Annotated in this window: 28 protein-coding genes; 9 read left to right on the top strand and 19 right to left on the bottom strand. The window is 67.8% G+C overall.

Going from position 1 to position 24,230, the window contains the following annotated elements; genetic code table 11:
• Positions 1–115: 115 nt before the first annotated feature.
• Both folP and OH799_RS18490 read left to right on the top strand, forming a co-directional pair.
• Complete coding sequence (gene folP / locus OH799_RS18495; RefSeq protein WP_406265479.1) at positions 116–1,000, top strand: dihydropteroate synthase; 885 nt, start codon at positions 116–118, stop codon at positions 998–1,000.
• Positions 997–1,935, top strand: coding sequence for a glucosyl-3-phosphoglycerate synthase (locus OH799_RS18490; protein WP_406265476.1), 939 nt, complete (start codon positions 997–999; stop codon positions 1,933–1,935). The genes folP and OH799_RS18490 overlap by 4 nt, the downstream gene beginning before the upstream one ends.
• A 174-nt stretch (positions 1,936–2,109) precedes the next feature.
• Here the strand turns inward: OH799_RS18490 and OH799_RS18485 are convergent, their stop codons facing one another.
• From OH799_RS18485 to sigE, 8 genes are all read right to left on the bottom strand, one after another.
• The gene (locus OH799_RS18485; RefSeq protein WP_406265473.1) at positions 2,110–3,186 is read right to left on the bottom strand and encodes an XdhC family protein; all 1,077 of its coding nucleotides are present in this window, start codon (positions 3,184–3,186) and stop codon (positions 2,110–2,112) included.
• Positions 3,187–3,339: 153 nt separating this feature from the next.
• Positions 3,340–3,576: a hypothetical protein gene (locus OH799_RS18480; RefSeq protein WP_406265470.1), complete on the bottom strand. Its 237-nt coding sequence runs from the start codon at positions 3,574–3,576 to the stop codon at positions 3,340–3,342.
• A 22-nt stretch (positions 3,577–3,598) separates the two neighbouring features.
• On the bottom strand, positions 3,599–4,132 hold the full coding sequence (locus tag OH799_RS18475; protein WP_406265467.1) for a hypothetical protein: 534 nt from the start codon (positions 4,130–4,132) through the stop codon (positions 3,599–3,601).
• Between the two features lie 431 nt (positions 4,133–4,563).
• A complete protein-coding gene (locus OH799_RS18470) occupies positions 4,564–5,421 on the bottom strand; it encodes a hypothetical protein (RefSeq protein ID WP_406265464.1) in 858 nt (285 codons plus the stop codon).
• A gap of 52 nt (positions 5,422–5,473) precedes the next feature.
• Positions 5,474–5,890 (bottom strand): Sec-independent protein translocase protein TatB, encoded by a 417-nt coding sequence (tatB, locus tag OH799_RS18465; RefSeq protein ID WP_357265128.1) that lies wholly within the window; start codon positions 5,888–5,890, stop codon positions 5,474–5,476.
• A gap of 33 nt (positions 5,891–5,923) precedes the next feature.
• Positions 5,924–7,462: a trypsin-like peptidase domain-containing protein gene (locus tag OH799_RS18460; RefSeq protein ID WP_406265461.1), complete on the bottom strand. Its 1,539-nt coding sequence runs from the start codon at positions 7,460–7,462 to the stop codon at positions 5,924–5,926.
• 10 nt (positions 7,463–7,472) lie between these two features.
• Positions 7,473–7,871 (bottom strand): hypothetical protein, encoded by a 399-nt coding sequence (locus tag OH799_RS18455; RefSeq protein WP_327109956.1) that lies wholly within the window; start codon positions 7,869–7,871, stop codon positions 7,473–7,475.
• Between the two features lie 61 nt (positions 7,872–7,932).
• A complete protein-coding gene (gene sigE, locus OH799_RS18450) occupies positions 7,933–8,613 on the bottom strand; it encodes an RNA polymerase sigma factor SigE (RefSeq protein ID WP_406265457.1) in 681 nt (226 codons plus the stop codon).
• A 280-nt stretch (positions 8,614–8,893) separates the two neighbouring features.
• Here sigE and OH799_RS18445 point away from each other — a divergent pair, with 280 nt between their 5' ends.
• The 3 genes from OH799_RS18445 to OH799_RS18435 all read left to right on the top strand — a co-directional run bounded on the left by OH799_RS18445 (position 8,894) and on the right by OH799_RS18435 (position 10,284).
• On the top strand, positions 8,894–9,532 hold the full coding sequence (locus tag OH799_RS18445; RefSeq protein ID WP_357265535.1) for an O-methyltransferase: 639 nt from the start codon (positions 8,894–8,896) through the stop codon (positions 9,530–9,532).
• Positions 9,533–9,616: 84 nt separating this feature from the next.
• Positions 9,617–9,850, top strand: a complete 234-nt coding sequence (locus tag OH799_RS18440) for a hypothetical protein (RefSeq protein WP_357265122.1) — start codon at positions 9,617–9,619, stop codon at positions 9,848–9,850.
• 215 nt (positions 9,851–10,065) lie between these two features.
• Positions 10,066–10,284 (top strand): hypothetical protein, encoded by a 219-nt coding sequence (locus tag OH799_RS18435; RefSeq protein WP_406265452.1) that lies wholly within the window; start codon positions 10,066–10,068, stop codon positions 10,282–10,284.
• A 159-nt stretch (positions 10,285–10,443) separates the two neighbouring features.
• Here the strand turns inward: OH799_RS18435 and glgC are convergent, their stop codons facing one another.
• The gene (glgC, locus tag OH799_RS18430) at positions 10,444–11,658 is read right to left on the bottom strand and encodes a glucose-1-phosphate adenylyltransferase (protein ID WP_406265449.1); all 1,215 of its coding nucleotides are present in this window, start codon (positions 11,656–11,658) and stop codon (positions 10,444–10,446) included.
• Positions 11,659–11,795: 137 nt separating this feature from the next.
• On the opposite strand from glgC, the gene glgA reads away from it, so the two are divergent.
• Positions 11,796–12,953 carry a glycogen synthase gene (glgA, locus tag OH799_RS18425; protein WP_406282258.1) on the top strand — a complete coding sequence of 386 codons (1,158 nt, stop codon included), beginning with the start codon at positions 11,796–11,798 and terminating at the stop codon, positions 12,951–12,953.
• A 22-nt stretch (positions 12,954–12,975) separates the two neighbouring features.
• Here glgA and OH799_RS18420 read toward each other — a convergent pair whose 3' ends face one another.
• The 9 genes from OH799_RS18420 to OH799_RS18380 form a co-directional block, all read right to left on the bottom strand.
• Positions 12,976–13,863 carry a putative RNA methyltransferase gene (locus OH799_RS18420; RefSeq protein WP_406265446.1) on the bottom strand — a complete coding sequence of 296 codons (888 nt, stop codon included), beginning with the start codon at positions 13,861–13,863 and terminating at the stop codon, positions 12,976–12,978.
• Positions 13,864–14,031, bottom strand: coding sequence for a DUF3117 domain-containing protein (locus tag OH799_RS18415; RefSeq protein WP_011211259.1), 168 nt, complete (start codon positions 14,029–14,031; stop codon positions 13,864–13,866).
• Positions 14,032–14,172: 141 nt separating this feature from the next.
• A complete protein-coding gene (locus OH799_RS18410; RefSeq protein ID WP_406265444.1) occupies positions 14,173–14,766 on the bottom strand; it encodes a DNA-3-methyladenine glycosylase I in 594 nt (197 codons plus the stop codon).
• The gene (locus OH799_RS18405) at positions 14,763–15,083 is read right to left on the bottom strand and encodes a DivIVA domain-containing protein (protein WP_406265441.1); all 321 of its coding nucleotides are present in this window, start codon (positions 15,081–15,083) and stop codon (positions 14,763–14,765) included. Before OH799_RS18405 ends, OH799_RS18410 begins: the two co-directional genes overlap by 4 nt.
• A gap of 395 nt (positions 15,084–15,478) precedes the next feature.
• Entirely contained in the window at positions 15,479–16,612 is a 1,134-nt protein-coding gene (locus OH799_RS18400) for an Mrp/NBP35 family ATP-binding protein (RefSeq protein WP_406265438.1), read from the bottom strand.
• A gap of 19 nt (positions 16,613–16,631) precedes the next feature.
• Complete coding sequence (locus tag OH799_RS18395; RefSeq protein WP_406265435.1) at positions 16,632–17,498, bottom strand: lytic transglycosylase domain-containing protein; 867 nt, start codon at positions 17,496–17,498, stop codon at positions 16,632–16,634.
• A gap of 110 nt (positions 17,499–17,608) precedes the next feature.
• On the bottom strand, positions 17,609–19,015 hold the full coding sequence (locus OH799_RS18390; RefSeq protein WP_406265432.1) for a lytic transglycosylase domain-containing protein: 1,407 nt from the start codon (positions 19,013–19,015) through the stop codon (positions 17,609–17,611).
• A 117-nt stretch (positions 19,016–19,132) separates the two neighbouring features.
• Positions 19,133–19,738: a DUF1003 domain-containing protein gene (locus OH799_RS18385; RefSeq protein WP_406265429.1), complete on the bottom strand. Its 606-nt coding sequence runs from the start codon at positions 19,736–19,738 to the stop codon at positions 19,133–19,135.
• Entirely contained in the window at positions 19,731–21,017 is a 1,287-nt protein-coding gene (locus OH799_RS18380) for a magnesium transporter MgtE N-terminal domain-containing protein (protein WP_406265426.1), read from the bottom strand. Before OH799_RS18380 ends, OH799_RS18385 begins: the two co-directional genes overlap by 8 nt.
• Positions 21,018–21,080: 63 nt before the next feature.
• On the opposite strand from OH799_RS18380, the gene OH799_RS18375 reads away from it, so the two are divergent.
• Genes OH799_RS18375 through OH799_RS18365 form a run of 3 tightly spaced genes read left to right on the top strand, consistent with a single transcriptional unit; the run spans position 21,081 to position 23,126 of the window.
• Positions 21,081–22,037, top strand: a complete 957-nt coding sequence (locus OH799_RS18375; protein WP_406265424.1) for an HpcH/HpaI aldolase/citrate lyase family protein — start codon at positions 21,081–21,083, stop codon at positions 22,035–22,037.
• A gap of 12 nt (positions 22,038–22,049) precedes the next feature.
• Complete coding sequence (locus OH799_RS18370; RefSeq protein ID WP_357272125.1) at positions 22,050–22,541, top strand: general stress protein; 492 nt, start codon at positions 22,050–22,052, stop codon at positions 22,539–22,541.
• A 3-nt stretch (positions 22,542–22,544) separates the two neighbouring features.
• A complete protein-coding gene (locus OH799_RS18365; protein WP_406265420.1) occupies positions 22,545–23,126 on the top strand; it encodes a suppressor of fused domain protein in 582 nt (193 codons plus the stop codon).
• Between the two features lie 12 nt (positions 23,127–23,138).
• Here OH799_RS18365 and OH799_RS18360 read toward each other — a convergent pair whose 3' ends face one another.
• A complete protein-coding gene (locus OH799_RS18360; RefSeq protein WP_406282256.1) occupies positions 23,139–24,221 on the bottom strand; it encodes a magnesium and cobalt transport protein CorA in 1,083 nt (360 codons plus the stop codon).
• Between the last annotated feature and the right edge of the window lie 9 nt (positions 24,222–24,230).

Here is a 24,230-nt window from a genome sequence, read left to right as displayed (position 1 = left end):
ACGGTGAGTTCGGCTAGTACGGCCTGAGTTCGCGGAGAGGCGGGGGAGCGAGTCCCGTGCCACCGACCAGTACGGCCTGGAGCCCCGGAGAGGCGGACTAGCTACAGTCGTGGACATGTTCAGCTCCACCGCGGCGCCGCTTCCCACCCTGTGCGGCAGGCCGGTGGCGACGGATCGTGCCCTGGTGATGGCTATCGTGAATCGCACGCCGGACTCCTTTTACGACCAGGGTGCGACCTTCACCGACGCGGCGGCCTTGGACGCCGTGGCGCGCGCGGTAGACGAGGGCGCCGACCTGGTCGACATCGGTGGCGTGAAGGCAGGGCCGGGTGCCATCGTCGACGCGACCGAGGAGGCCGCGCGGGTGGTCCCATTCGTTGCCGCCATTCGTGCGAAGTACCCGCAGCTACTGATCAGCGTCGACACCTGGCGCGCGGACGTGGCGTTGGCCGCTGTCGGTGCGGGCGCAGACCTGATCAACGACACGTGGGCGGGCGCCGACCCGGACTTGGTGCTCGTCGCCGCCGAGCACGGCGCCGGGGTGGTGTGTAGCCACACCGGCGGTGCGGTGCCGCGGACCAGGCCGCACCGGGTTCGCTACGCGGACGCCGTGGGCGAAGTCGCCGATACCGTGGTGCGTGCCGCCGAGAACGCGCACGCGGCGGGGGTGTGTGAGGACTCGATACTGATCGATCCGACGCATGACTTCGGCAAAAACACCTATCACGGTCTCGAGTTGTTGCGCGGAGTCGACGTTCTTGTAAATACCGGATGGCCAGTCTTGATGGCGCTGAGCAACAAGGATTTCATCGGGGAGACTTTAGGTGTCGATCTTTCCGAACGGCTGGAGGGCACATTGGCAGCAACAGCATGGTCGGCGGCCGCAGGCGCCCGAGTCTTCCGAGTGCACGAAGTCGCCGCGACCCGGCGGGTCGTGGACATGATCGCCTCGATCCAGGGCATCCGGCCCCCCGCACGAACCTTGCGAGGTCTGGTATGAAAATCCAACACCGTGAGCCCGCCTGGGCGACGACCAATACCTGGGACATCCCGGACTGGACGGTGGACGAGCTCGTCGCCGCCAAAGCGGGCCGCACTGTGTCGGTGGTGCTGCCCGCACTGAACGAAGAACGCACCGTGGCCGAGGTGGTGGCGAGCATCCGGCCGCTGCTCGGCACGCTGGTCGACGAACTGATCGTGCTCGACTCCGGCTCGACGGACGCGACGGCGCAGCGCGCCCGCGCAGCGGGGGCCGAGGTGATCAGCCGCGAGCAGGCGGTACCCGAGCTGGAGCCGGTCGGGGGCAAGGGCGAGGTGCTGTGGCGCTCGCTAGCTGTGACCAGCGGCGACCTGGTTGCCTTTGTCGACTCCGATCTCATCGATCCGGATCCGGCTTTCGTGCCGAAACTGCTCGGCCCGCTGCTCACGGTCGACGACGTGCAGCTGGCCAAGGCTTACTACCGCAGGCCACTGCGGCAAGGCGGCGCGGTGGACGCGCACGGCGGCGGCCGCGTCACCGAGCTGGTCGCGCGTCCGCTGCTCGCGGCGCTGCGGCCCGAGTTGTCGCAGGTGCTGCAGCCGCTGGGCGGTGAATACGCGGGCACCCGCGATCTGCTCACCTCGGTGCCGTTCGCCCCTGGCTACGGCGTGGAGATCGGGCTGCTGCTCGACACCTATGACCGGCTCGGCATGTCCGCGATCGGGCAGGTCAACCTGGGCGTCCGGACGCATCGCAACCGGCCGCTGGCCGACCTGGGTGTGATGAGCCGCCAAATCCTGGGCACCGCGCTCGGTCGCAGCGGCGTGCAGGACTCCGGCGCGGCGCTCACCCAGTTCCCGCTCATCGGCGATGAATTCACCGCGCACAGTATCGAGGTGTCGCTGACCGACCGTCCGCCGATGAACACGCTGCGACCCGCGCGGGCGGCCGCCTGAACCTCGAGTGTTTCGGGGCACGAGCCGCGCGGAGGTGTCGGGCGGCCGCGTAGCGGTGAGGTGCGCTGCCCACCGGTACCGGTCGGGTAGCCGCGGTGCGTGTCGAATCTACTTCGGCGGTGAGGCTTTCGGTGCCGATGTGATGAGCGGCGAGTCGCTGGGGCAGGCTCCGGCTCAGCGGTGGATGGGGCCCTCCGTGTCGTCCAGTGGGCGGGCGGAGGCGCCGCCGCGCTCCGCCAGGATCTGGGCAGCGATGGAGATCGCGGTCTCGTCCGGTGTCCGCGCGTTGAGATCCAGCCCCACCGGGCTTTTCAGCCGGGCCAGCTGCTCGTCGGCGACACCGGCGGCCCGGAGACGTTCGACGCGCTCGGTGTGGGTGCGGCGGGACCCGAGAGCGCCGACGAAGCCGAGCTCCACGCACTCGAGTGCTGCGACCACGGTCGGCACGTCGAACTTGGCGTCGTGGGTGAGAACACAGACCACGGTGCGACCGTCGATCCGTCCCGCCTCGTTCTCCGCGCGCAGATAGCGGTGCGGCCAGTCCACGACCACCTCGTGGGCGGAGGGGAATCGGGCCGCGGTGGCGAAGGTTTCGCGCGCGTCGACCACAGTCACCCGGTAACCGAGCTGGCGGCCGGTGCGGCTCAGTGCGCGAACGAAGTCGTTGGCGCCCGCCAGGATCATACGGGCCGGTGCCGCGAAGACCTGCACGAAAGTCCGGGGGCGCGGCGAGCTGTCTGCCTCGCACTCGTCGGCGCCCACGACGCCGCTGCGGCCGGCGACCAGCAGCGCCCGCGCGTCGCGGTCCACGCCGTGCCACGGATCGGCACCGCCGGGCAGCAGCAGCTTCCATTCCGGCCGGGCGTCCATCGTGGTGGCGACCCCGACCGGGGAACCATCGCCGATCCGCTGCCGCAGGGAGGAAAGGAGCGAAAGCCGATCGGGGCGGATCCGCTCGACGAAAACCTCGATCTCGCCGCCACAGGTCAATCCGACGGCGAAACCATCGCCATCGGAGTAGCCGAACCTGTCGGTCACCGCGTGGCCGGTCGCCAATACCTCGCGCGCCGACGCTACGACCGCGGCCTCGACGCAACCGCCCGACAACGAGCCGTGAACCTCGCCGGATTCGGTGACGATCATCGCAGCTCCCGGCTCGCGCGGGCCGGGCCCGGTCGTGTCCACCACGCGGGCCAGCGCGACCGGACCATGCGGCAGCAGGGTGATCAATTGCCCGAGTATCGCGCGCACAGGAACCGGTCCTCTCCCGAGCGGATCCGGCCGTGCATCGGGCCGGAGACGAGCGGCGGATTTCCGCCGATATCTCCACCCTAATGGGGCCGTCGCCGGGAAGTTCGCCTGTGGCCTGCGCCGGGTCGAGCGAAGCAGCCGCCTACCCGGAGGCTATTCGGCGCGACGGCGCTGCTCGGGAAGCGGCTCGGCCACCGCGGGCCCGACCTGCGGCTCGTCGTCGGCGGCGTTCGCGGGCGGCGCTACGGCCGCCTCCTTCGCGAGGCGGCCCCGCAGCTCGGCGACGGTCAGCTGCCGGTGCGACGCCGTCGGCCGCAGCAGCACGGCGACGACCAGGGTGAGCAGCCCGGTCGCCAGCCCGGCGATACCGACGAGCACGAGCGAGTTCACCGTTGCCTCCTCGAAGAGGGCATCACGCGGTCGTCTCGCGGAGCTGAAGGTAGGGCAGGACGTCACCGGTCTCGAAGTACGCTGTGAAGATCTCGGCCGCCTGCTCGGCGGTGAACAACTCGTCCGGATAGATCAGCGGAGCGGGTACACCGACCGGCACTGGGACGTCGATGCTCGGTGCGCCGATCCGGTCGCCGGGCAGACCGACGGCGAACAGGCGCGGCGCGGCGCCGACGGTGCTGCGCAATTCGATGGCAAGTGCCCCGGCCGAGCCGGTGCACTGCAGGTAGTTCCGCCCAGGCGCGGAGCTGATCACTGGGCTGATGTCGGCGGGCCGCATGGCCGCGGCGAGCCGGGTCATGTTCACCGAGTAGCGGTGGTAGCCGTCGAGCCTGCGCAGCGGGCGCAGGAAGCTGTCGACCGTCTCGCCGGGGCCGAGGAAGACCTTCAGCCGGTCGCTGTAGGTGACCCGGTGGGTGATCAGCGCCGGGTCGGCGGTACGCAGCGCGGCACCGGGATCGAGCTGGTCGCGCCGCAGCGGGGAAAGTGTGGACACCGAACTCTCAGATATCGAACCTCGAACACGCATCAGAGCCCGCCCATCGAAATAGTTATCTTTCGGCAATTTAAGCATCGGCGCAGGAGGCACCCTACCCGAGGGCGTTATCACGTGTCGCATACCCTTGGAACCCTGCGTGTCACAAGCTCTTCGAGATAAGGTTTGCGCAGGTGGATGGCATTCGTTGGCCGTGGCCGGACTGGCTATTCCTCGGACCGGCAGTTGAACCCTGCGCTCCGGGTGGGCCTCGGGCGGTTGGTAGGGACGATCCAAGCAGGGCGGACCGACGATGATCGCCGCGGTCCTGAAGTTCTCAGCCGCTCTTCGGCATTCGGCACGTTACCGCCGAATCACGGCGAGACCCCGCGCAACTCGTCGTTGCGGGCCAGTGATGCCCTCTGGCTCGAGTGATCGCGGTTCGCCGTGGGTCAGCGGCGCACACCTTTTGCGGGAAACCGGGTTTCGGCGTCATGGCGATACACCGGCGTGAGCAAATCGGCCTCCAACGGCTCGCCGGTGGCCCGGTCGAACCGGCAGGCGACCAGCACCGAGAACAGGTGTGTGCTCGCACGCTCGTGCAGGGTTGCCAGACGGGTGGCGAGTAGCCGTATGGCGCCGAGTGATCCGGGCGGATGCATGCCGTCGATCATCAACACGCTGCCACGCCCATCGGGTCTGGGCAGCCTGGCCAGATAGGCGATGTCGTGCGGTTCCGGCCCGCCGGGCCGGTACACCCGGCGTGCCGCCCGGTCTTCGATGCCACGGCGGGTGTCGCCCGCCCTGGCCACCGCGCGCCGCAGCCGCGGATCGGCGGTGATCAGCTGGCGCAGGCTGGGGGAGAGTTCCGGGCCACCCAACACGATCAACCCGTTGCGCTTCAGGTCGATCAGGCGGCCGGGTAGGAAGTGTTCGATCGCGGCGGTGAAGCCGAGTTCGCGGAGTAGTTCGACAAGACGGTGCGGCGCAGCCGGGTCCGGCGCACCGACTACCCGCCCGGCCCGCACCTCCGGGACCAGAACGGTGAGCGAACCGTGCCCGAAGAACAGCCCCTCCGGCGATGGTCCCTGCGTACTCACCTGATGGATCCGGGCGCGAGAAAGCCCCGCCGCCGCACCGATTCTGGCGAACGTCCAGCCATCGGCATGGAGCTCCCTGATCACGGCACGGCGAATCCTGGTCAGTTCGTTGATGGTCTGCTGGGCCGCCGCCACCCCGTCGGTGGCCGCCTTCAGTCGTTCGACCCTGTCCTCGATCGCGAACACGCGCGCCACGTCATCGGCCGACATGTGCGAAGTCTAGACAGCTGAACTGGTCATGGTGTCTAGACTTCTTGACAGATCAGGTGGCGTCCGTGTCGATCGGCGGACGTTCGTTGCGCTCCAACGGCTTATCGACCTCAGGCATCGGATAGTTGGGCATTCCGCTGTTCGTGCTGTACAGGTCCTTTTTGTCGAGCAGCGTGCCTTCCCAATCCTTGAACAGCGAATCGTCGCCGTTGAGAAGGTGTTTGGTCACCATCCCGCGCGGAGTCATACCGCGCAGTTCGTTCAGGTCGGCCAGCGGCTTGCGTAGATCCTCGAACTCGGGACCGAGCTCCTGCTTCAGCTGTGAGGTCGCACCGCTGGCATAGTCGCGCACCTGGCGCAGGCTGCGAGTGGTCCACCGCACCGCACCGGGCAGGCGCTCCGGTCCGAGAATCACTAGGGCGGCGACGAGCAGAATGACCATCTCGCTCCAGCCGATGTTGCTGAACACGTAATCAGGCTACCCGGGAGTCCTACCAGCGGGTCAGTCGGATTCCAGCGTGACCGGCACGTCCACCTGCCGGCCATCGCGGATCAAGACCACGTTCACCGTCTCTCCGATCTTGCGCGACTGCACCGCGACGACCAGCTCCTCGGGGCCGGTCACCTCGCGATCGCCGATCTTCACAATGACGTCGCCCTCGACGATCCCTGCCTTCGCCGCAGGGCTGCCGGGTGCTACATCGGCCACTTCCGCGCCGCTCGTCGTCTCATTCGCCACCTGTTTGGTGCGCGGGCTGATGCCCAGTCTCGGATGATGAATCACACCATCGCGGATCAGAGTCTGGGCGACTTGGGTCATCATGTCCACCGGGATGGCGAAGCCGAGACCGACCGAGCCACCGGTCTCGCTGCGAATGGCGGAGTTGATACCGATGACTCGGCCCTCCATGTCCACCAGTGCGCCACCGGAGTTACCCGGGTTGATCGACGCGTCCGTCTGCACGGCGTCGATCACGGCGTTCGTGTCGCTGCCCTCGCCCTGCAACTTCACCGGGCGGTGCAGCGCGCTGACGATGCCGGAGGTGACCGTCTTGCTCAGTCCGAGGGGCGAGCCGATAGCCAAGACATCGTCGCCGACCTGGACGTCGCCGGACTTACCGAGCTTGGCGACAGTGAGATTCTTCACATCGACCTTCAGCACCGCGAGGTCGGTCTTCGGGTCGCGGCCGACGGTCTGAGCGGGCACCCGGGTGCCGTCGGAGAACTGGACCTGGATCGTGGCGCGATTGCTCTTGTCCTGCGCGGCCATCGAGATGACGTGGTTGTTCGTGACGACGTAGCCTCCGCCGTCGATCACCACTCCGGACCCGGTGGCGCCATTGTCGCCGACGGTGACCCGGATCGAAACGACCGAGGGCAACACGGCGTTCGCGACCTGCGCGATCAGTCCGTGCGGACGGTCGGCATCGCTGTTCTGCTCCAAGGCGACCTTGCGCGAGGTGAGCGTGGAGGCCGTCTCCGCGGTCAGCCTGCCGACCAGACCGCCGAGCAGGCCGATCACGAGCGCGACGAGTGCGAGCAGAGCCAGCGCCTTGGGTGCGACCCGGGACCCGAACAGCACCTGGCGTGCGGTGAGCTTCTCGGCCTGGGGCAGCGGCTGTGGTGTGGGCGTCGGCACCGCGGGCGCGCCGAGGCGCACGGCGGCATCGGGATCACGCCACGGATCCGGCGGCCCCGCGACTGTGGCTGTGCCGTCGGCGGCGTCGGGATCGCGCTGCAGCAGCTCGCTGGAACCTTCGGGGCGGCCGAACGCCTCCGCGAGCACCGCGTCCGGGGGGCGGTTGTGCAGTTCCGGACCCACCTGCGGTGCCGCACCCGCGGTGCGGATCGGCAGCGGATCGGCGAACGAACCGGATAGGCCGGACGGCCTGCGGAAGGCGCGTGCGGTGTGCGTGTCGACATGGGGCCGGTAGACCGGGCGCGGACCGAGCACGGGCGCGTCCGATGGACGGAGATTCCCGCGGTTGGCCGCCGAATCCGAGGTGTCGGCCGATCCGGAATTCGTAGATTCGGTGGTCACTCGGGAAACTCTACTTCCGCCACCATGTTGTCCACCGGGTCGCGGTGAACGAATCGGTCAGAAAGCCGAAAACCGCCTCGTTGCGTGGGGTCCCGTCGGAACCCGAGGCGGGGGTCCGCCCGTTGCTCGCGCCACCCGGCAGTTCGGCGAGGGGAATCCTGGTCAGACTGTCGTGCAGCCCGGTGGGTATCGCGACATGGCCCGCATGGCGCAACGCGATGCGCGCCTGTTGCTGTGCGTCGACTTCCGCCGCACATTCGGGGCACAGAGACAGATGCTGGGCGGCACGCAGATAGGCGTTCATCCGCAACTCGCCGTCCACATAGGCCGCGATCGCCTCGCTCGCCAGATGCTCGGTGGGGCTGAAACGAGGCGGACGACGACCGGACGTACTGGAGTCGCCACTCATTCGGTGCTCACCCTTTCAACCGACATCATCCGATTTGTTGGGCAATGCCGGCTTCCGACGATCACCCGATGTTGTTCGCTTCAGCGGCGAACCGCTGCTCACTTCCATTATGCGCAAGGTAGTCACGCAGTGCCTGGCGCCCACGGTGAATCCGACTGCGCACGGTGCCCAGTTTCACGCCGAGCGTAGCGCCGATCTCCTCGTAGGACAGCCCTTCGATGTCACACAGCACGACAGCGGCGCGGAACTCGGGTGCCAGCGAATCCAGCGCGGATTGCAGGTCGGGATCCAGCCGGGCATCGTGGTATGCCTGCTCGGGGCCCGGGCCCTCAGCGGGCACGCGGTCGTAGTCCTCGGGCAGCGCTTCCATCCTGATCCGGTTGCGTCTGCGAACCATGTCCAGGAACAGGTTGGTGGTGATGCGGTGCAGCCAGCCCTCGAAGGTGCCCGGCTGGTAGTTCGACAGCGAGCGAAACACCCGGATGAACGTCTCCTGGGTGAGGTCGTCGGCGTCCTGGGCGTCGCCGGAGAGGCGGTAGGCTAGGCGGTAGACCCGATCGGCATGCTCGCGGACCAGCTCGTCCCAGGACGGCATGGCCGACCGGTCACCGGTGGCATCGAAGGCAGCAGTACCGCTCAGCTCGACGGACTCGACGGACTCGACGGACTCCTCGGAGGCCTCGGCTTCGATCGGCAGGATCTGCTCGGGCAGGGTGGCGTACTGGTGCGCCGCATCGACCATGTGGATGGAGCTACCTCCTACTAGGGACCGCAAACGTCGGAACTCGCGGTGGCCCGGATCTGCGGACCGTCGCGTACGGATACAACCGACGACCTGTATGTCGTTGTTCCCGCGTCCCGTGTTAGACACGGTCGGTGGTCTTGCGTTGCCCATACTCTCTCCTGTCCTGATATGGCCGGGGTATGGAGATCCTGAGGGACACCTGAGAAAATTGGCCGCGAGAATGGCGGGCGGCGCGTGTTGAACGGAACGCCGAGACCAGCCGCCCGGCGTTAGCCTCATACCCGTGGCATCGAATCTGGAGCGAAATCTCGCCTACGTGGAGCAATCCGTCGTGGAAGACGAGATCCTCGTCAGTGCGCGCGAACGGGCCACCGAACTCGGCGTGGCACCCGTGCCGCCTTCGGTGGGGGCGCTGCTGAGTATCTACGCACAGTTGCTCGGCGCACGTGCCGTAGTCGAGGTGGGCACCGGCGCGGGCATCAGCGGGCTGTGGCTGCTCGACGGTATGCGCGAGGACGGAACGCTGACCACCATCGATTCCGAGCCGGAGCACCAGCGCGCGGCCAGGGAGGCGTTCCGCGCCGCCGAGATCCCGCCCGCACGGACCCGGCTGATCAACGGACGCGCGCTCGATGTGCTGCCGCGCCTGGCCGACGGCGCCTACGATCTGGTCTTCATCGACGCGGCGCCGCTGGAGCATCCGGAGTATGTCGCCCAAGCGGTGCGGCTGCTGCGTGACGGCGGGGCCATCGTGCTGCACAATGCGCTGCTCGGCGGACGGGTTCCAGACACAGCGCAGCGCGATCCGGCAACACAAGCCGTGCGCGCGGCCACCCGCGCCATCGCAGAGCACCCCGAACTCACCAGCGTGCTGATCCCGGTCGGGGACGGATTGCTCTGCGCCTCACGTGGTTAGCGATTTTCGCCATGTTCGATACGAGCTGATTTCAAAGCCGAATCGCGGGTACCCGCTGGGAAACAAGTCAGCGAGGTTGTCAAGATGCGTGAACTCGATGCCGTCGAGGTTGTTTACATGGGTGATGTCGTCGTGGAGCGACGATCGAGTTGGCTGCGGCCGACCGTAATTGCCTTCCTGTTCGTAATCCTGGGTGCTGTTCTGGTGCTACTCGTGGTCAGCAATGCCGATTTCGACAGTGGACCTCCGAAAGTTACTCCGACACAGGGGCCATGCGAGCCATTCTGCACGCAGACTGTCGCGCCGCCGGGACCGTAAGTCGCCCTCGAACGCCCGCCTCCGAGACCGGGTGCCCACGCGGGTTCGAAGGGCAGATCCCGTCGCTTCTGCACTTTTTCATCAGGCCGTGATCGGCCAACCCATCGAATACCCCGACACGCGCCGGCTGTCCGGCGCATTCTTCAGGAAGCATGCGAACGGGGTACTAGCGGGTTGATCCTCCGAGCGAGGCATCCGGAAGAAGGTGCAGTGCGGTGATGTTCCTCTGGGACGACGACGAGCGCCGCCCACGCCCGATCCACTGGGGTCGGACGATGGTAGCCCTCGCCGGAGTGCTTCTGTTGGCGGTGCTGGCGGTATATCTGGTCAGCACAGCCGATTTCGGCACCTCGAAGACGACCGTGCCGCGCACGCCGGGCCCATGCGCACCGTTCTGCACCGGATCCCCCACTCCGGAGCCGGGGGCACCCTGATACAGCTCGCCACGCAACTACTGATTTCGTAAGAACATGGGTAACTCGTCGGGCACGCCCAGAACTCGAGCGGTACCCATCGTAGGACCTGAACGCAAATCCCGTGTCACCTGACTGGTACGGCCTGAAGACCCGGAGAGGCGGGCCAGCGGACCAGCCCTAGACCCACACGCCCTTGCCCACCGTGACCACGCCGCCGTTGCTCACGGCGAACCGGCTGCGGTCGCGCTCCAGGTCCACCCCGATGATCTCGCCCTCACTGACCACCACGTTCTTGTCCAGAATGGCGTGCCGCACCACCGCGCCGCGCCCGATGCGGACACCGGGCATGAGCACGCAGCCCTCCACGGTGGCACCGTCGTCGACCATGACATTGAAACTGAGCACCGAGTTGCGCACGGTGGCCGCGGACAGGATGCTGCCCGCGGCGACGATGCACTCCTGTGCCAACCCGCCCTGGGCGAATTTGGCCGGCGGCCAGTTCTCGGCCGCGCCGCGGATCGGCCAGTGCCGGTTGTAGAGGTTGAACACCGGGTGCACCGAGACCAGATCCATGTGCGCGTCGTAGAACGCGTCGATCGTTCCGACATCGCGCCAGTAGCCGCGGTCGCGTTCGGTGGCGCCGGGCACGTCGTTGTGGGCGAAGTCGTAGACGCCCGCCTGGCCGGCGGCGACCAGCGACGGGATGATGTCGCCGCCCATGTCGTGGTCGGAGTCGGAGTTGTCCGCGTCCGCCTTGATCGAATCCACAAGCACCTTGGTGGTGAAGACGTAATTGCCCATGGACGCGAATGTGACGTTCGGGTCGTCCGGGGTTCCCGGCGGGTGCGCAGGCTTCTCCAGGAACTGGGTGATCCGGCCCGAGTCGTCGGTATCGATGCAGCCGAACGCGCTCGCCTCGCTGCGTGGCACCCGGATGCCGGCCACGGTCACGCCCGCCCCGGAGTCGATGTGGTGGTGCACCATCTGCTCCGGATCCATCCGATAGACGTGATCGGCGCCGAACACCACGATGTAGTCCGGGTCCTCGTCGTAGATCAGGTTCAGCGACTGCATGATCGCATCCGCGCTACCGGTGTACCAGCGTGGCCCGAGCCGCTGCTGCGCAGGAACCGGGGTGATGTATTCGCCCGCGAAGCCGGATAGCCGCCAGGTTTGCGAGATGTGCCGGTCCAGCGAGTGCGACTTGTACTGGGTGAGCACGCACAGCCGCAGAAAGCCCGCGTTGACCAGATTGCTGAGCACGAAGTCGATGAGGCGGTAGGCGCCGCCGAACGGGACCGCTGGCTTGGCGCGGTCCGCCGTGAGTGGAAAGAGTCGCTTGCCCTCGCCACCGGCGAGCACGATCCCGAGTACGTGCGGCTGGCTCCTCACACCTGCCAAACTACCGGGTAAAGCGCCCGGGAGTGGCCTCCGCCGAACCGAACGTCTACTTTGAACCGGTGAGTTTCGGCACTTACGGTGGGCACTCGGCGGTGGATTCCGGCGAGCCGGACCGGCTTCGGGTCGCAATGCTGACCCGCGAGTATCCGCCCGAGGTGTACGGCGGAGCCGGGGTACACGTAACGCAGTTGACCGCGCGTTTGCGCGAGCTGTGCGAAGTGACCGTGCACTGCATGGGCGTCGCGCGCACTGACGCCGTAGTACACCAACCGGATCCGACGCTGCACGCCGCCAACACCGCGTTGCAGATGATGTCCGCGCAGCTGCGGATGGCCGATGCCGCGGGCGAGGTCGACGTCGTGCACTCGCACACCTGGTACACCGGCCTGGCGGGGCACCTGGCCGCGACGCTCTACGGGATCCCGCACGTCTTGACCGCGCATTCGCTGGAGCCGCGCAGGCCATGGAAGGCCGAGCAGCTCGGCGGCGGCTACCGGCTCTCGTCGTGGTCGGAGCGCACCGCCGTCGAACACGCCGACGCCCTCATCGCGGTGAGCGAGGGCATGCGCCGTGACGTGCTCGACGCCTACCCGGCCGTCGACCCGGATCGGGTACACGTTGTGCACAACGGCATCGACGGGAGCATCTGGCATCCGGAGCAGGGGGCCGCGGGCACATCGTCGGTACTCGACACGCTCGGTGTGCGCACCGACCGGCCCATCGTGGCGTTCGTCGGCCGCATCACGCGGCAGAAGGGCGTCGGCCATCTGCTGGCCGCCGCCCGGGACTTCGACCGCGACATCCAGCTCGTGCTGTGCGCGGGCGCCCCCGACACGCCGGAGTTGGCGCAGGAGGTCGCCGCCGCGGTGGACGAGTTGCGGCGGCGGCGTGGCAACGTGTACTGGGTTCGCGAGATGCTGCCGACCGAGCAGATCCGCCAGATCCTAGCGGCCGCGGCCGTGTTCGTATGCCCGTCGGTTTACGAGCCGCTCGGCATCGTGAACCTGGAGGCGATGGCTTGCGCGACCGCGGTGGTCGCCTCCGACGTCGGCGGCATTCCCGAGGTGGTCGAGGACGGCCGCAACGGACGGCTGGTGCATTACGACCCGGGCGCTGCCGAGGACTATGAGCGTGACCTGGCCGCCGCCGTCAACGAGGTCGCCTGCGATCCCGGGCTGGCCGCCGAGTTCGGCGCCGCGGGCCGCGCGCGGGCGGTCTCCGAGTTCGACTGGGGGCAGGTTGCGGCGCGCACCATCGAGGTCTACGACAAGATCCGAAGGGTGTGACTCCGCGCCGGGAGCGGCGCGGTCACGACACCGGGCGGTAGGTGCCCACGGCAACCGACGCGGTCACCTCGACGGTATCCGGCAGATTCGCCAGGCGCGCGTCCGCGGCGGCCGCGTGATGCGCGGATGGTCCCATACCCACCACGTTCGCGACCTCGCCCCGGCCGAGTTTCATCGGATACTCGACAAGCGCGCTCTCGACCGCCTCGAAGTGACCCGACAGCGCGGCCTCGAGCCTGCGATCCTTGTCCGGGTCCACGCGCACCATGTCCAGCGGCTCGATCAACTCGCCCAGGTGGCGTTCGGTGGGTGTGGCGACGACGAAACGGCCGTCGTCGCCGAGCACCCGGGCTACCTCGCCGGGATTGCGTGGGGCGAAGACGGAGAGGACTCGGTCGAGCACGCCGTCGCGGATCGGCAACCCGCGCCATGCGTCTGCCAGCACCGCCGCGGCGCGCGGGTGGGCGCGGGCGCACCGCCGGACGGCGGGCTTGGCCACGTCCAGCGCGATGCCGACAGCCGGAGGGGCGGCGTCGAGCACACCGGCGAGGTAGTAGCCCGTGCCGGCGCCGACTTCCAGCACCGCACCGTCGGGTCGTCGGGTCGCCGTGACGGCGCGAGCCACCACATCGACGATCGGCGCGAAGTGCCCCCCGCTCTGGAAAGCGGCGCGCGCGTCCAGCATGACCGCGGTGTCACCGGTCATTTTGGTCGACGCGCCGGTCAGGAGGCTGACATAGCCCTGCCGTGCGACGTCGAAGCTGTGCCCTCGCCGGCACCGCAGCGCCCGATCGCGCGATTCGAGCACGAGCGCCGAGGCATCCTCGTGCGACCGCTGCGAACGCACGCATTCGGGACAGGCCAGTAGACCGGCCACCGCGGCGAGAGCCGGGTGTTCAGCTGGTGACACTCAGCTGGTGACGCTCTTCAGTTCGTCACCCAGCGCCGCTGCCTCGTCCGGCGTGAGTTCGACGACCAGCCGCCCGCCACCCTCGAGTGGAACCCGCATGACAATTCCACGCCCTTCCTTGGTTGCCTCGAGGGGACCGTCCCCGGTGCGGGGCTTCATGGCCGCCATCCTCTGCTCCCTCCAGATCTGCGCGGTCTGCTGCGCACTTTCTTGGAACTCCAGTTGTCACCAACTAGTGAGCTCGCCGGCATTTGGCGAGCTACACCCGTCCCATTCTTCCCTATCGCGGATGTGGACGGATACCTGAGTTCAAAAAGTGACCGGTCGGCCCGGGTCCGGCAGGTCACTGCCCACCCAGCAATCGGCCAGGTGATCGTCGACCATTCCAGTCGCCTGCATCATCGCGTAAGCGGTGGTAGGTCCGACGAATCGGAACCCGCGCCGTTTCAATTCTTTTGCCAGAGCTAAGGATTCGGTGGTGCTGGTGGGCACGTCCGCACCGGTGCGCGGCCGCGGTCGCGGCGGCGGCGCGAATGACCAGAGCAGTTCGTCCAGTCCGATGTCGAGCGTGCGGGCGACCCTGGCGTTCGCGATGGCGGCCTCGATCTTGAGCCGATTGCGGACGATACCCGCGTCGGCCAGCAGCCTGGCGACGTCGGCGTCGCCGAACTCCGCGACGCGCTCGATCGAGAACCCGGCGAACGCCGCGCGGAACGCGGGCCGTTTCCGCAGGATGGTGATCCAGGACAGTCCCGACTGAAACGCCTCCAGACACAGCCGCTCGAACAGGGCGTCGTCGCCGTGCAGCGGCATGCCCCACTCGTAGTCGTGGTAATCCCGGTACAGCTCGGACTCCAGCGGCCACGCGCACCGAATTCGGCCGTCGTCGGCGGGTGCGCTCATTTCGACTCCGGCGCGACCGGTGTCTGCCATCCGATGGCCTGCGCCTCGGCCACTTGGCGCTGGAGTTCGTCGATCCTGGCGGCCAGCCTGGCCAGCGCCCAGTCCACCTCTGCGGCCTTGTACCCCCGCACCACCTGCTGGAAGCGCAGCGCGCGCACGTCCGCTCCGGTGATTCCCCCGGCGGGCAGCAGCGTGGCCGTCGTCCCCTCCGGCAACGGCCCCAACTCCTCGGACCGCCCGAAGACCGCACTGGCAAGCAGGAACAGCACCGCGGCGACCAAGCCGACGATCAGCACGTACAGCAGTATCGTGAGCATGCTGTAATTTTTCCAGCGCCTGCGGCGCTGGGTGTTCGCGGCCCCCTATTGGCTCGCGTCCGAGCGACCGCCGCTGGCGACTCCGTAGCGGACGCGTCGGCCGCTCGGACGCGAGCCGGGCCGCGAACGGGCAATGGAAGGTCTCGCTTCGCTCGGAAGCGGGAGTGGGCCGATGTGTTGCGTTAAGGGTGGGCGCGGTGGCGAGTTGTTCGGCCTGTCGCTGTGTGCTGCGTAGGCCCCTTATCCCTCGCGAACACGCAATGTTCGGTCCAGCTTTGCTCAGGAGCGGGTGGGCCGATGTGGTTGCGTGGGGTGGTAGCTGGTGGTTGTCGGTAGCCGTGGACGGATGGCCGCCAGGGAGCCGTCAAGAGGCTGCGAACAGGCAGCGCCGAAGGTCAAGAACGGGTGGTATCGATGCCGAGCGACATGCCCGCGAGGCCGCGGCGGCGGACGGCGAGTTTGTCGGCGACATCCTGCAGCGCCTTCGCGGCTGGGTTGTCGGGATCGCGCAGCACGATCGGGGTGCCCTCGTCGCCCGACTCACGCAGTGCCTGTTCGATCGGGATCTGACCGAGCAGCGGCACGTTCGCGCCGACGGCGCGGGTCAGCCGGTCGGCGACGGCTTGGCCACCGCCGGAGCCGTACAGGTCCATCCGGGTCCCGTCCGGCAGGTCCAGCCAGGACATGTTCTCCACCACGCCCGCGATCCGCTGACGGGTTTGCAGAGCGATTGCTCCCGCGCGCTCGGCCACCTCAGCGGCGGCCGGCTGCGGAGTGGTGACGACCAGGATCTCCGCGTTCGGGATCAGCTGCGCGATGGAGATGGCGACGTCCCCGGTGCCTGGCGGCAGGTCGAGCAGCAGGATGTCCAGGTCACCCCAGAACACGTCGGCGAGGAACTGTTGCAGCGCTCGGTGCAACATCGGCCCGCGCCACACCACAGGGGTGTTGCCCTTGGTGAACTGCGCGATCGAGATCATCTTCACGTCGTGCGCGACCGGCGGCATGATCATCCGCTCGACCTGGGTCGGCCTGGCGTCGGTGCCGAGCATGCGCGGGATCGAGTGCCCGTAGATATCGGCGTCCAGCACGCCCACCGAGAGGCCGCGCGCGGCCATGGCGGCGGCGAGGTTCACCGTGACACTGGATTTTCCGACGCCGCCCTTGCCTGACGCGACCGCGTAGACACGGGTCAGCGAGCCAGGCTGGGCGAACGGGATAACCGGGTCGGCCGAGTCGCCGCGCAACTGCTTGCGCAGCTCGGTGCGCTGCTCGTCGCTCATTACGTCGAGTTCGACGGTCACCGCACCGGCACCCGGCACGTCGGCGATGGCTCTGGTAACTCGCTGCGTGATCTCGGTGCGCAGCGGGCAGCCCGCCGTCGTCAGGTAGATCTCCACGTGGACATTGCTGTCGGCGCCGATCGCGACGCTTTTCACCATGCCCAGCTCGGTGATCGGCCTGCGGATCTCCGGGTCGTCGACCTTCGCGAGTGCGCCCCGCACATCCGATTCCGTAACCAATGGCATGGCAGGAATTTTAGGCGTGTCAAATTCTGGGCAGGTCTCCGGGCCGGGGTGCGACCCCGGTGCCGTAGGAGGTTTCCCAGGCCATGACGTTCGCGACGTAGGCCATGGAGTGGTTGTACCGCAGGATCGCGCGCGACTGTTGGGCCAGGTCGCGCATGTTCAATCCGCCTTCACACAGGTATTTTCCCGCGGTCAGGGCGGCGTCGAAAAGATTCTGCGGATCGGCGATGCCGTCGCCGTTGCCGTCGGCGGCGTAGCGCTTCCAGGTTTGCGGCAGAAACTGCATCGGGCCGATCGCGCGGTCGTATCCGGCCAGGCCGTCCAGCGCGCCGTCGTCGGAGTCGCGGACGACGTGGTTGCCGGTCAGCGATCCGTCCAGCACCGGGCCGTAGACCGGGGTCAGCGGATTGCCGTCGGTGTCGGCCTTGCCGCCGAACGCGTGCGTCGACTCGACCCGGCCGATGCCCGCCAGCAGCGACCACGGCATCCCACACACCGGATTCTCCGCGGCCAGAACACGTTCGGCGTTCTGATAGGCCGCGACAGCCACGCCGGGAACACCGACCGGCCCGGCCGGCAATGCGGCGAGTTGCCTTCCGTTCGGCAGCGCAACGGTTTTCACCACCGGCGCCACGGTGGGCGCGGGCTTCGCCATTGCGTGAGCGACGAATTCACCCGTCGCGACGGGTTCCGCGATGATCCGGGGTCTGGCGCCCTGCACGTCCTGATCGGCTCCCGGTGCCTGAACCACAGACGCGGACGCGGTCACGCTGCCCACATCGGACGCGGCCGTGACGGCCACGAGTCCAGCGGGAACCAATCCGGTCAATGCGATAACGGAACTCCGTCTGGCAGTGGCAGGCGGCTGTTTTCGATGACGTCCCACGGTGCGGTGACCCTCCAATGGCTCGTCGTGAGCCCTTCGCGACGGACGAAGGAAGGTTACCGCATTCGAGATTGTTTTGTTACTGCTTCGTGATCCGCTGTGCGTTTAGGTCACATTTGGGGTGTGGGTAGGGGGATGACGATGCCGAAGGGGAGGGTGATGCCGGGTGGTGGGGTGGGTGTGGGTGGGGTGGATTCTGCGGGTTCGTCGGGGCCGGGTTCGGGTTGGTGTGTTTCGGCCGGTTCGGCGGGGGTGTCTCGGCGGGGTCCTTCGGCCGGTGCTGCGTCGGGTTGTCTGTCGGGTGGGGTGCTGGGTTGGGTGCAGGTGGCGGCCTGGGGGTCGCGGGGATCCTGCACCCGGGGGTTCTGAAACTGAATCTGGCGGTCGTAGGGTTCGCCGGTGCCTGCGCCGTAGCTGCGGCCCGGCGGGATGGGGGGCAGCGGCGGGACGGGAACGGGTATGTCGGGGCGCGGCATCGGCGCGGGCACTACCCGCGCCACACAGGGATCTACCGGTACGGGCGGGGCTGGACAGAAGATGCCACACGGGATCGGCGGCAGCCCCGGGATCGTGATCATCACCTCGGCCGGAGCGGGGACCACCGGGGCCGGCACCTGCACCCCGGACTGCTCGGCGGAATTCGGGGCCGGGGTCGGGGGCATATCCGGCAGCGGCCCGAGGGCACCGGGCTCGACCAGCTCCGGTGACACCACCACCTGGGTGGGAGAACCCCCCGTGCGGTAGGCCGCCGACCAACTCAGCACATTCCCCGCATACGCCATCGAATTGTTGTACCGCAGCACCGCCCGCAACTCTTGGACCGGATCACGCAAATTCAATCCATCCGAACACAAATATTTCGCCGCACCCAACGCCGCGTCGAACACATTGTTCGGATCAGCCACCCCATCGGCGTTCCCGTCAGCGGCATACGTTTTCCACGTACCCGGCAGAAATTGCATCGGACCGATCGCCCGCACAAACCCACTCTCCACCGACCCGATCACCTCGTTGCCCGGCAGATGACCATCCAACGCCGGGCCGAAGATCGGACGCACCGTCGTCCCCGCCGCGTCCGTACGCCCACCCCCCGCGTGTCCCGACTCGATCCGCCCGATCCCCGCCAGCAAACTCCACGACACCCCACAGCCGGGCATCGAGGACTCCAACGCCAATTCCGCATTCCGATACGCCGCCAACACAATCTCCGGAATCCCCAACGCACCCCCCATCCCCGGCAACGAAATATCCCGCAACGGAACCACACCCGCGTACGGAGCCTCCCCCCGCGGAATCAACGCCCGAAGCCTGCGCGGCGCCTCCCCGGTCACCGGCAACAACCCCGGCGTCCCGGACAACCCCTCCTTCAGCACATCCCGCCCACCCACCCCACTGGCCGACGACGCCGACAACACCCGCGCCGACCGCGCCACCGACGACGACTCCGCCGCCGAACCACTCACCACCACACCAGCAACAACCAAGGCCGAGACGGTTATCGGAGCAGAAATACGCATTCGGCCACACCATCCTCGACGTCGCGGGGAGCGGTTGTCCGGGACATCCCGGCCGGGCCGCTCAGGACAACGCTGTCCAGGTTACCCACCGGTCAGATGATTGTTCGGTATTTTCGGTCAATCATCGGCGCCGGGCGGTGAAACCGGAACCGCGGACTGCTTTCGGCCGGAGGATTTCTTTCGAGCGGACTTTTCCGCGTGCGTCTCCTGGTCCCGAGATTCGGCGGCCTCGATCCGGTCCAAAATCTCCTTCATCTCTTCCAATTCACGGCGCAAGTAGTCGCGCGTGGCCACTTCGCCGACCGCGAGGCGTAATGCCGCGAGTTCGCGGGCGAGAAACTCGGTGTCCGCCTTGGTCTGTGCGGCCCGCATCCGGTCCTCCTCCAGCGCGACCCGGTCGCGGTTGTCCTGCCGGTTCTGCGCGAGCAGGATCAGCGGCGCGGCGTAGGCGGCCTGGGTGGAGAACGCCAGATTCAACAGGATGAACGGGTACGGGTCCCACCGCAGCGCGACCACGAAGACGTTGAGGGCGATCCAGACCATCACGGCGATCGTCTGGATCGCCAGATAGCGCCCGGTGCCGAGGAACCGCGCCACCCGCTCGCTGCTGCGGGCTACTGCCTCGGCGTCCCAGTCCAATCGGAACCGGGTTTCCATGGGCGTCTCCAAGCGCTGGCGCGCGCTGCTGTAGCCGAGCCCCCGTGCCGGGTCCTTGTCACTCATGCCCAGGCACTCCTTCGTGTATCTCTTCTTCGTCGCGCCAGTTGTCGGGTAGCAGGTGGTCGAGCACGTCGTCGACGCTGACCGCCCCCAGCAGGTGGTTCTCCTCGTCCACCACCGGCCCGCAGACCAGGTTGTAGGTCGCGAAGTAGCGGGTCACGGCGGCCAGTGGGACGTCGGGGCGCAGCGGCGCGAGGTCGGCGTCGAGGATGCCGCCGACCAGATGGGCAGGCGGTTCCCGAAGTAGCTGCTGGATGTGCACCGATCCGAGGTAACGGCCGGTCGGCGTCGCGGTGGGCGGACGGACTACGAAGACCATCGAGGCCAGCGCGGGAGTCAGATCGGGATTGCGCACCCGTGCCAGTGCCTCGGCCACCGTGGTGGCCGGTGTCAGGATGACCGGCTTCGGGGTCATCAGGCCGCCCGCGCTGTAGGGCGAGTGCTCGAGCAATCTGCGGACCGGCTCGGATTCCTCCGGGTCCATCAGAGCGAGCAGCGATTCGGCCTCGCTCTCGGGCAGCTCGCCGAGCAGGTCGGCGGCGTCGTCGGGGTCCATCGCCTCCAGCACGTCGGCCGCCCTGCGCACCTCGAGATGGCTGAGCAGTTCGACCTGCTCGTCGTCGGGCAACTCCTGCACGACGTCGGCGAGGCGTTCGTCGTCGAGCGCGACGGACACCTCGACGCGCCGCTTCTCCGGCAGCTCGCGCAGCAGATGTGCGACGTCGGCCGCGCGCAACCCCTCGAACTGTTCCAGCAGCTGGGTGACGTCCTGTCCCGGCCTGCCGATTTCGTACGGGGTCAGGCCGGACACCATGGTCCAGTCGACCACGTGCACGGTGCGGCGGCGCCCCAGCCTGCGGTGGCCGCGCACCGCGACCCTGGTGACCAGCCAGTCTCTGGTGCGAATCTGCTCGATGCCGAGATCGACCACGTGCACGTCCACGCCGTCCAGGTCCGGCAGATCCGGGTCGTGCACCCGCACCGTGGAATCCACGATCTGCGCCAGCGCGAGCATTTCGCCGGGGCGCTGGGTGAACCGGCGCAGGCTCACCGTTCCGGTGTTCAGCGTGACGACGCCGGGCTCGATCGCGGTGACCCGCAGGATCGGCACGAAAATGCGCCGCCGGGTGGGCAATTCGACGACGAGGCCGTGCACCCGGGGTTGTTGACGGTCATACCGGATGGCCACGACGACGTCGCGGATCCGGCCGATAGACTCGCCGTCCGGTCCCAACACCACCAGGCCGGCCAGCCTGGCGACGTACACCCTGGTAGCTGCCATGCTGCCAGGCTAGAGGTTCGCGGGCGGGCGCTCGCACCGCGCCACCATCGACGGGAGTGATCCATGAAGCCGCGCCGTTCGGTGCTCGCCTGCCCCGGCAGCAACAAGAAGATGATCGACAAGGCCAAACGGCTGCCCGTCGACGAGGTGTTTCTCGATCTGGAGGACGCGGTCGCACCAGCCGCCAAGGCCGAGGCGCGCGCGAACATCGTGGCGGCGCTGAACGATTCCGGGTGGGGAACGCAGCTGCGGGTGGTCCGGGTGAACGACTGGAGCACCGCCTGGACCTACACCGACGTGATCTCCGTGGTCGAGGGCGCGGGCGCGGTGCTGGACGCGATCCTGCTGCCCAAGGTGACCGACGCGGGTCAGGTGCGCGCCCTCGACCTGCTGCTGACCCAGCTGGAGAAGACCTGCGGCCTCGAGGTCGGGCGCATCGGCATCGAGCCACAAATCGAGAACGCGCTCGGCCTGCGCAACATCGACGAGATCGCCACCGCAAGCCCCCGAATGCAGACCCTGGTGTTCGGCCCGGCCGACTTCATGGCCAGCATCAACATGCGCACCCTCGTGGTCGGCGAACAGCCGGAGGGCTACGACATCGGCGATGCCTACCATCACATCCTGATGACCATTCTGCTTGCCGCCCGCGCGCACGGACTGCAGGCGATCGACGGCCCGTACCTGCAGATCCGCGACGTGGAGGGCTTCCGGCGGGCGGCCGCGCGCACCGCTGCGCTCGGCTTCGACGGCAAGTGGGTGCTGCATCCCGGCCAGATCGAGGCGGCGAACGAAATCTTCAGTCCGCGCCAGGCGGACTACGATCGCGCCGAGCTGATTCTGGACGCGTACGCCTTCCACACCTCGGTGGTGGGGGGCGCGCGGGGCGCGGTGATGCTCGGCGACGAGATGATCGATGAGGCGAGCGCCAAGATGGCGCAGGTGATCGCGCAGCAGGGCCGCGCCGCCGGAATGACGCGCACCACGCGATTCACGCCACCGGAGCAGCGGTCGAAATAGCAGAATAGAGAGATGACGAATCCCATGGGGAACTCGAACCGTGCTCGGCAGGGCCTGCCGACGCCGCCCACCGGCTGGCCGGTCGGCTCCTACCCGACCTACGCCGAGGCGCAGAAAGCGGTGGATTACCTGGCCGACAACCAGTTCCCGGTGCAGGACGTGACCATCGTCGGCGTCGATCTGATGCAGGTGGAGCGGGTCCTCTACCGGCTGACTTGGGGCAAGGTCATCGGCGGCGGCGTGGTGTCGGGTGCCTGGCTCGGCCTGTTCCTCGGTCTTCTGCTGAGTCTGTTCACCACGAGTGGCGCGCTGGGTCCGCTGCTCGTCGGCCTGATCGGCGGCATCATCTTCGGCGTCATCTCGACCTCGATTCCGTACGCGGCGACCAGAGGACAGCGCGATTTCGCGTCCACCATGCAGTTGGTCGCGGGCCGCTACGACGTGCTGTGCGACCCGAAGTCGGCCGAGCAGGCGCGTGACCTGCTCGCTCGGTTGGCTATCTGACACGTGGAAGTGACGGAGGCGGTCCGCACCGGGTTGCTGGGCCATTTCGGGGTGGATCCGGCGAGCATCGACTCGGCGTCGGTGACGTTTCTCGGCTTGGAACCGATCGAGATCCTGCGCATCGTCGAGGGCGATGTGGTGCACTACGCCACACTGGGCGGGTCCCGGCATCCGATGGGCGATCCCACGGCGCTGCATGCGGATCCGGTGCGTGGGGCGCGAGCCGAACTGGTGTTGACCATGCGGTCCGGAGTGGGCGCGAGCGCGGGACTGGCCAAGTCGCTGGGTGTGCTCGCCGCCGCGCCCGCGGTGGAAGGCGTTGTGCTGCAGGCGGATGCGCTGATGGACCTGGGTGAGCCGATGTGGCGGAACGCGCCGTTCACCGCGGTCCTGCTCGGCGGCAGTGACATCCCCGACGTAGTCCTGCCCGAACCGGCCGAGCCGGTGCGGTACTTCGCGGTGACGCCGGTGACCGCTACCGAGGCGGCGTGGGTGCGGGTACGCGGCGCGCAGGCACTGCGGGACGCGTGGCGGGAGGCGGGCATCGACGTGCGCGATCCGGAACGGGGCGCCGCGAGCCTGTGAGCAGGCGTCGGGCTACAGCCACTTGTTGCGGCGAAAGGTGACGAGCAGGCCCGTGCATATGGTGACGATGAGCAGCCACACCGCCGGATAACCCCAGACTTGGTGCAACTCCCACATGTGATCGAAGTTCATGCCGTAGATACCCGCGATCATCGTCGGCACGGCCGCGATCGCGACCCACGCCGAGATCTTGCGCATATCGGTGTTCTGTTGCACACCGATCTTGGCCAGCGCCGCGCTGATCAGCGCACTGAGCGCCTCATCGAAGTCGTTGATGCGCTCCGCGACGGTGGTGTGGCGCTCGGCGACGTCACGCAGATAGCGCCGCACCTCCTTGGACACCGGCAGATCCGGTTTGTGGCTGAGCAGTTGCAACGGCGCGGCGAGTGGATTAACCGCGCGCCGCAGCTCCACGACCTCGCGCTTGAGCTGATAGATCGATTCGACGGTGACCTGGCTGTGCGGGGTGAAGACTTCCTCTTCCATCGCGTCGATGTCGTTCTCGACCGATTGGGCCACCTCGATGTAGGAGTCGACCACCCGATCGGCGATCGCGTGCAATACGGCGCCGGGACCGAGCGACAACTGGGCCGGGTCCTCCTCCAACGCCCTGCGCACCTCGGCGAGCCCCGAGTGCTCCCCGTGTCGCACCGCGACAACGAAGTCGGCGCCGGTGAACACGACGATCTCGCCGGTCTCCACGATCTCGCTGACGCTGTCCATGTCATGCTCGACGTAGCTCACGGTGCGCAACACCAGCAGCAGCAGGTCGTCGTAGCGCTCCAATTTCGGCCGCTGGTGGGTTTTCACCGCGTTCTCCACGGCCAGATGGTGCAGTCCGAAGGCTGTGGCGATGTCGGCCATTTGCGTCCGATCCGGATCGTGCAAACCGACCCAGACATATCCGGTTCCCTTGCCGCGGACTTCTGCCAACGCCTCCTCGTGGCTGAACCGGCCGGGCAGCCGTTTGCCGTCCACATACACCGCGCAGTCCACGATCGCACGCGCCGTCGGTACCGGAGGCACTCCCGGCGACGTCGGCGTACGGCCGTATCCGCGAAATGACAGCGGGGAAAAGGAGGGCACGGTGACGATGCTACGTCG

This window comes from Nocardia sp. NBC_00881 (assembly GCF_045207455.1).
Lineage (GTDB): Bacteria > Actinomycetota > Actinomycetes > Mycobacteriales > Mycobacteriaceae > Nocardia.
This window is presented reverse-complemented; position numbering and strand designations above follow the sequence as displayed.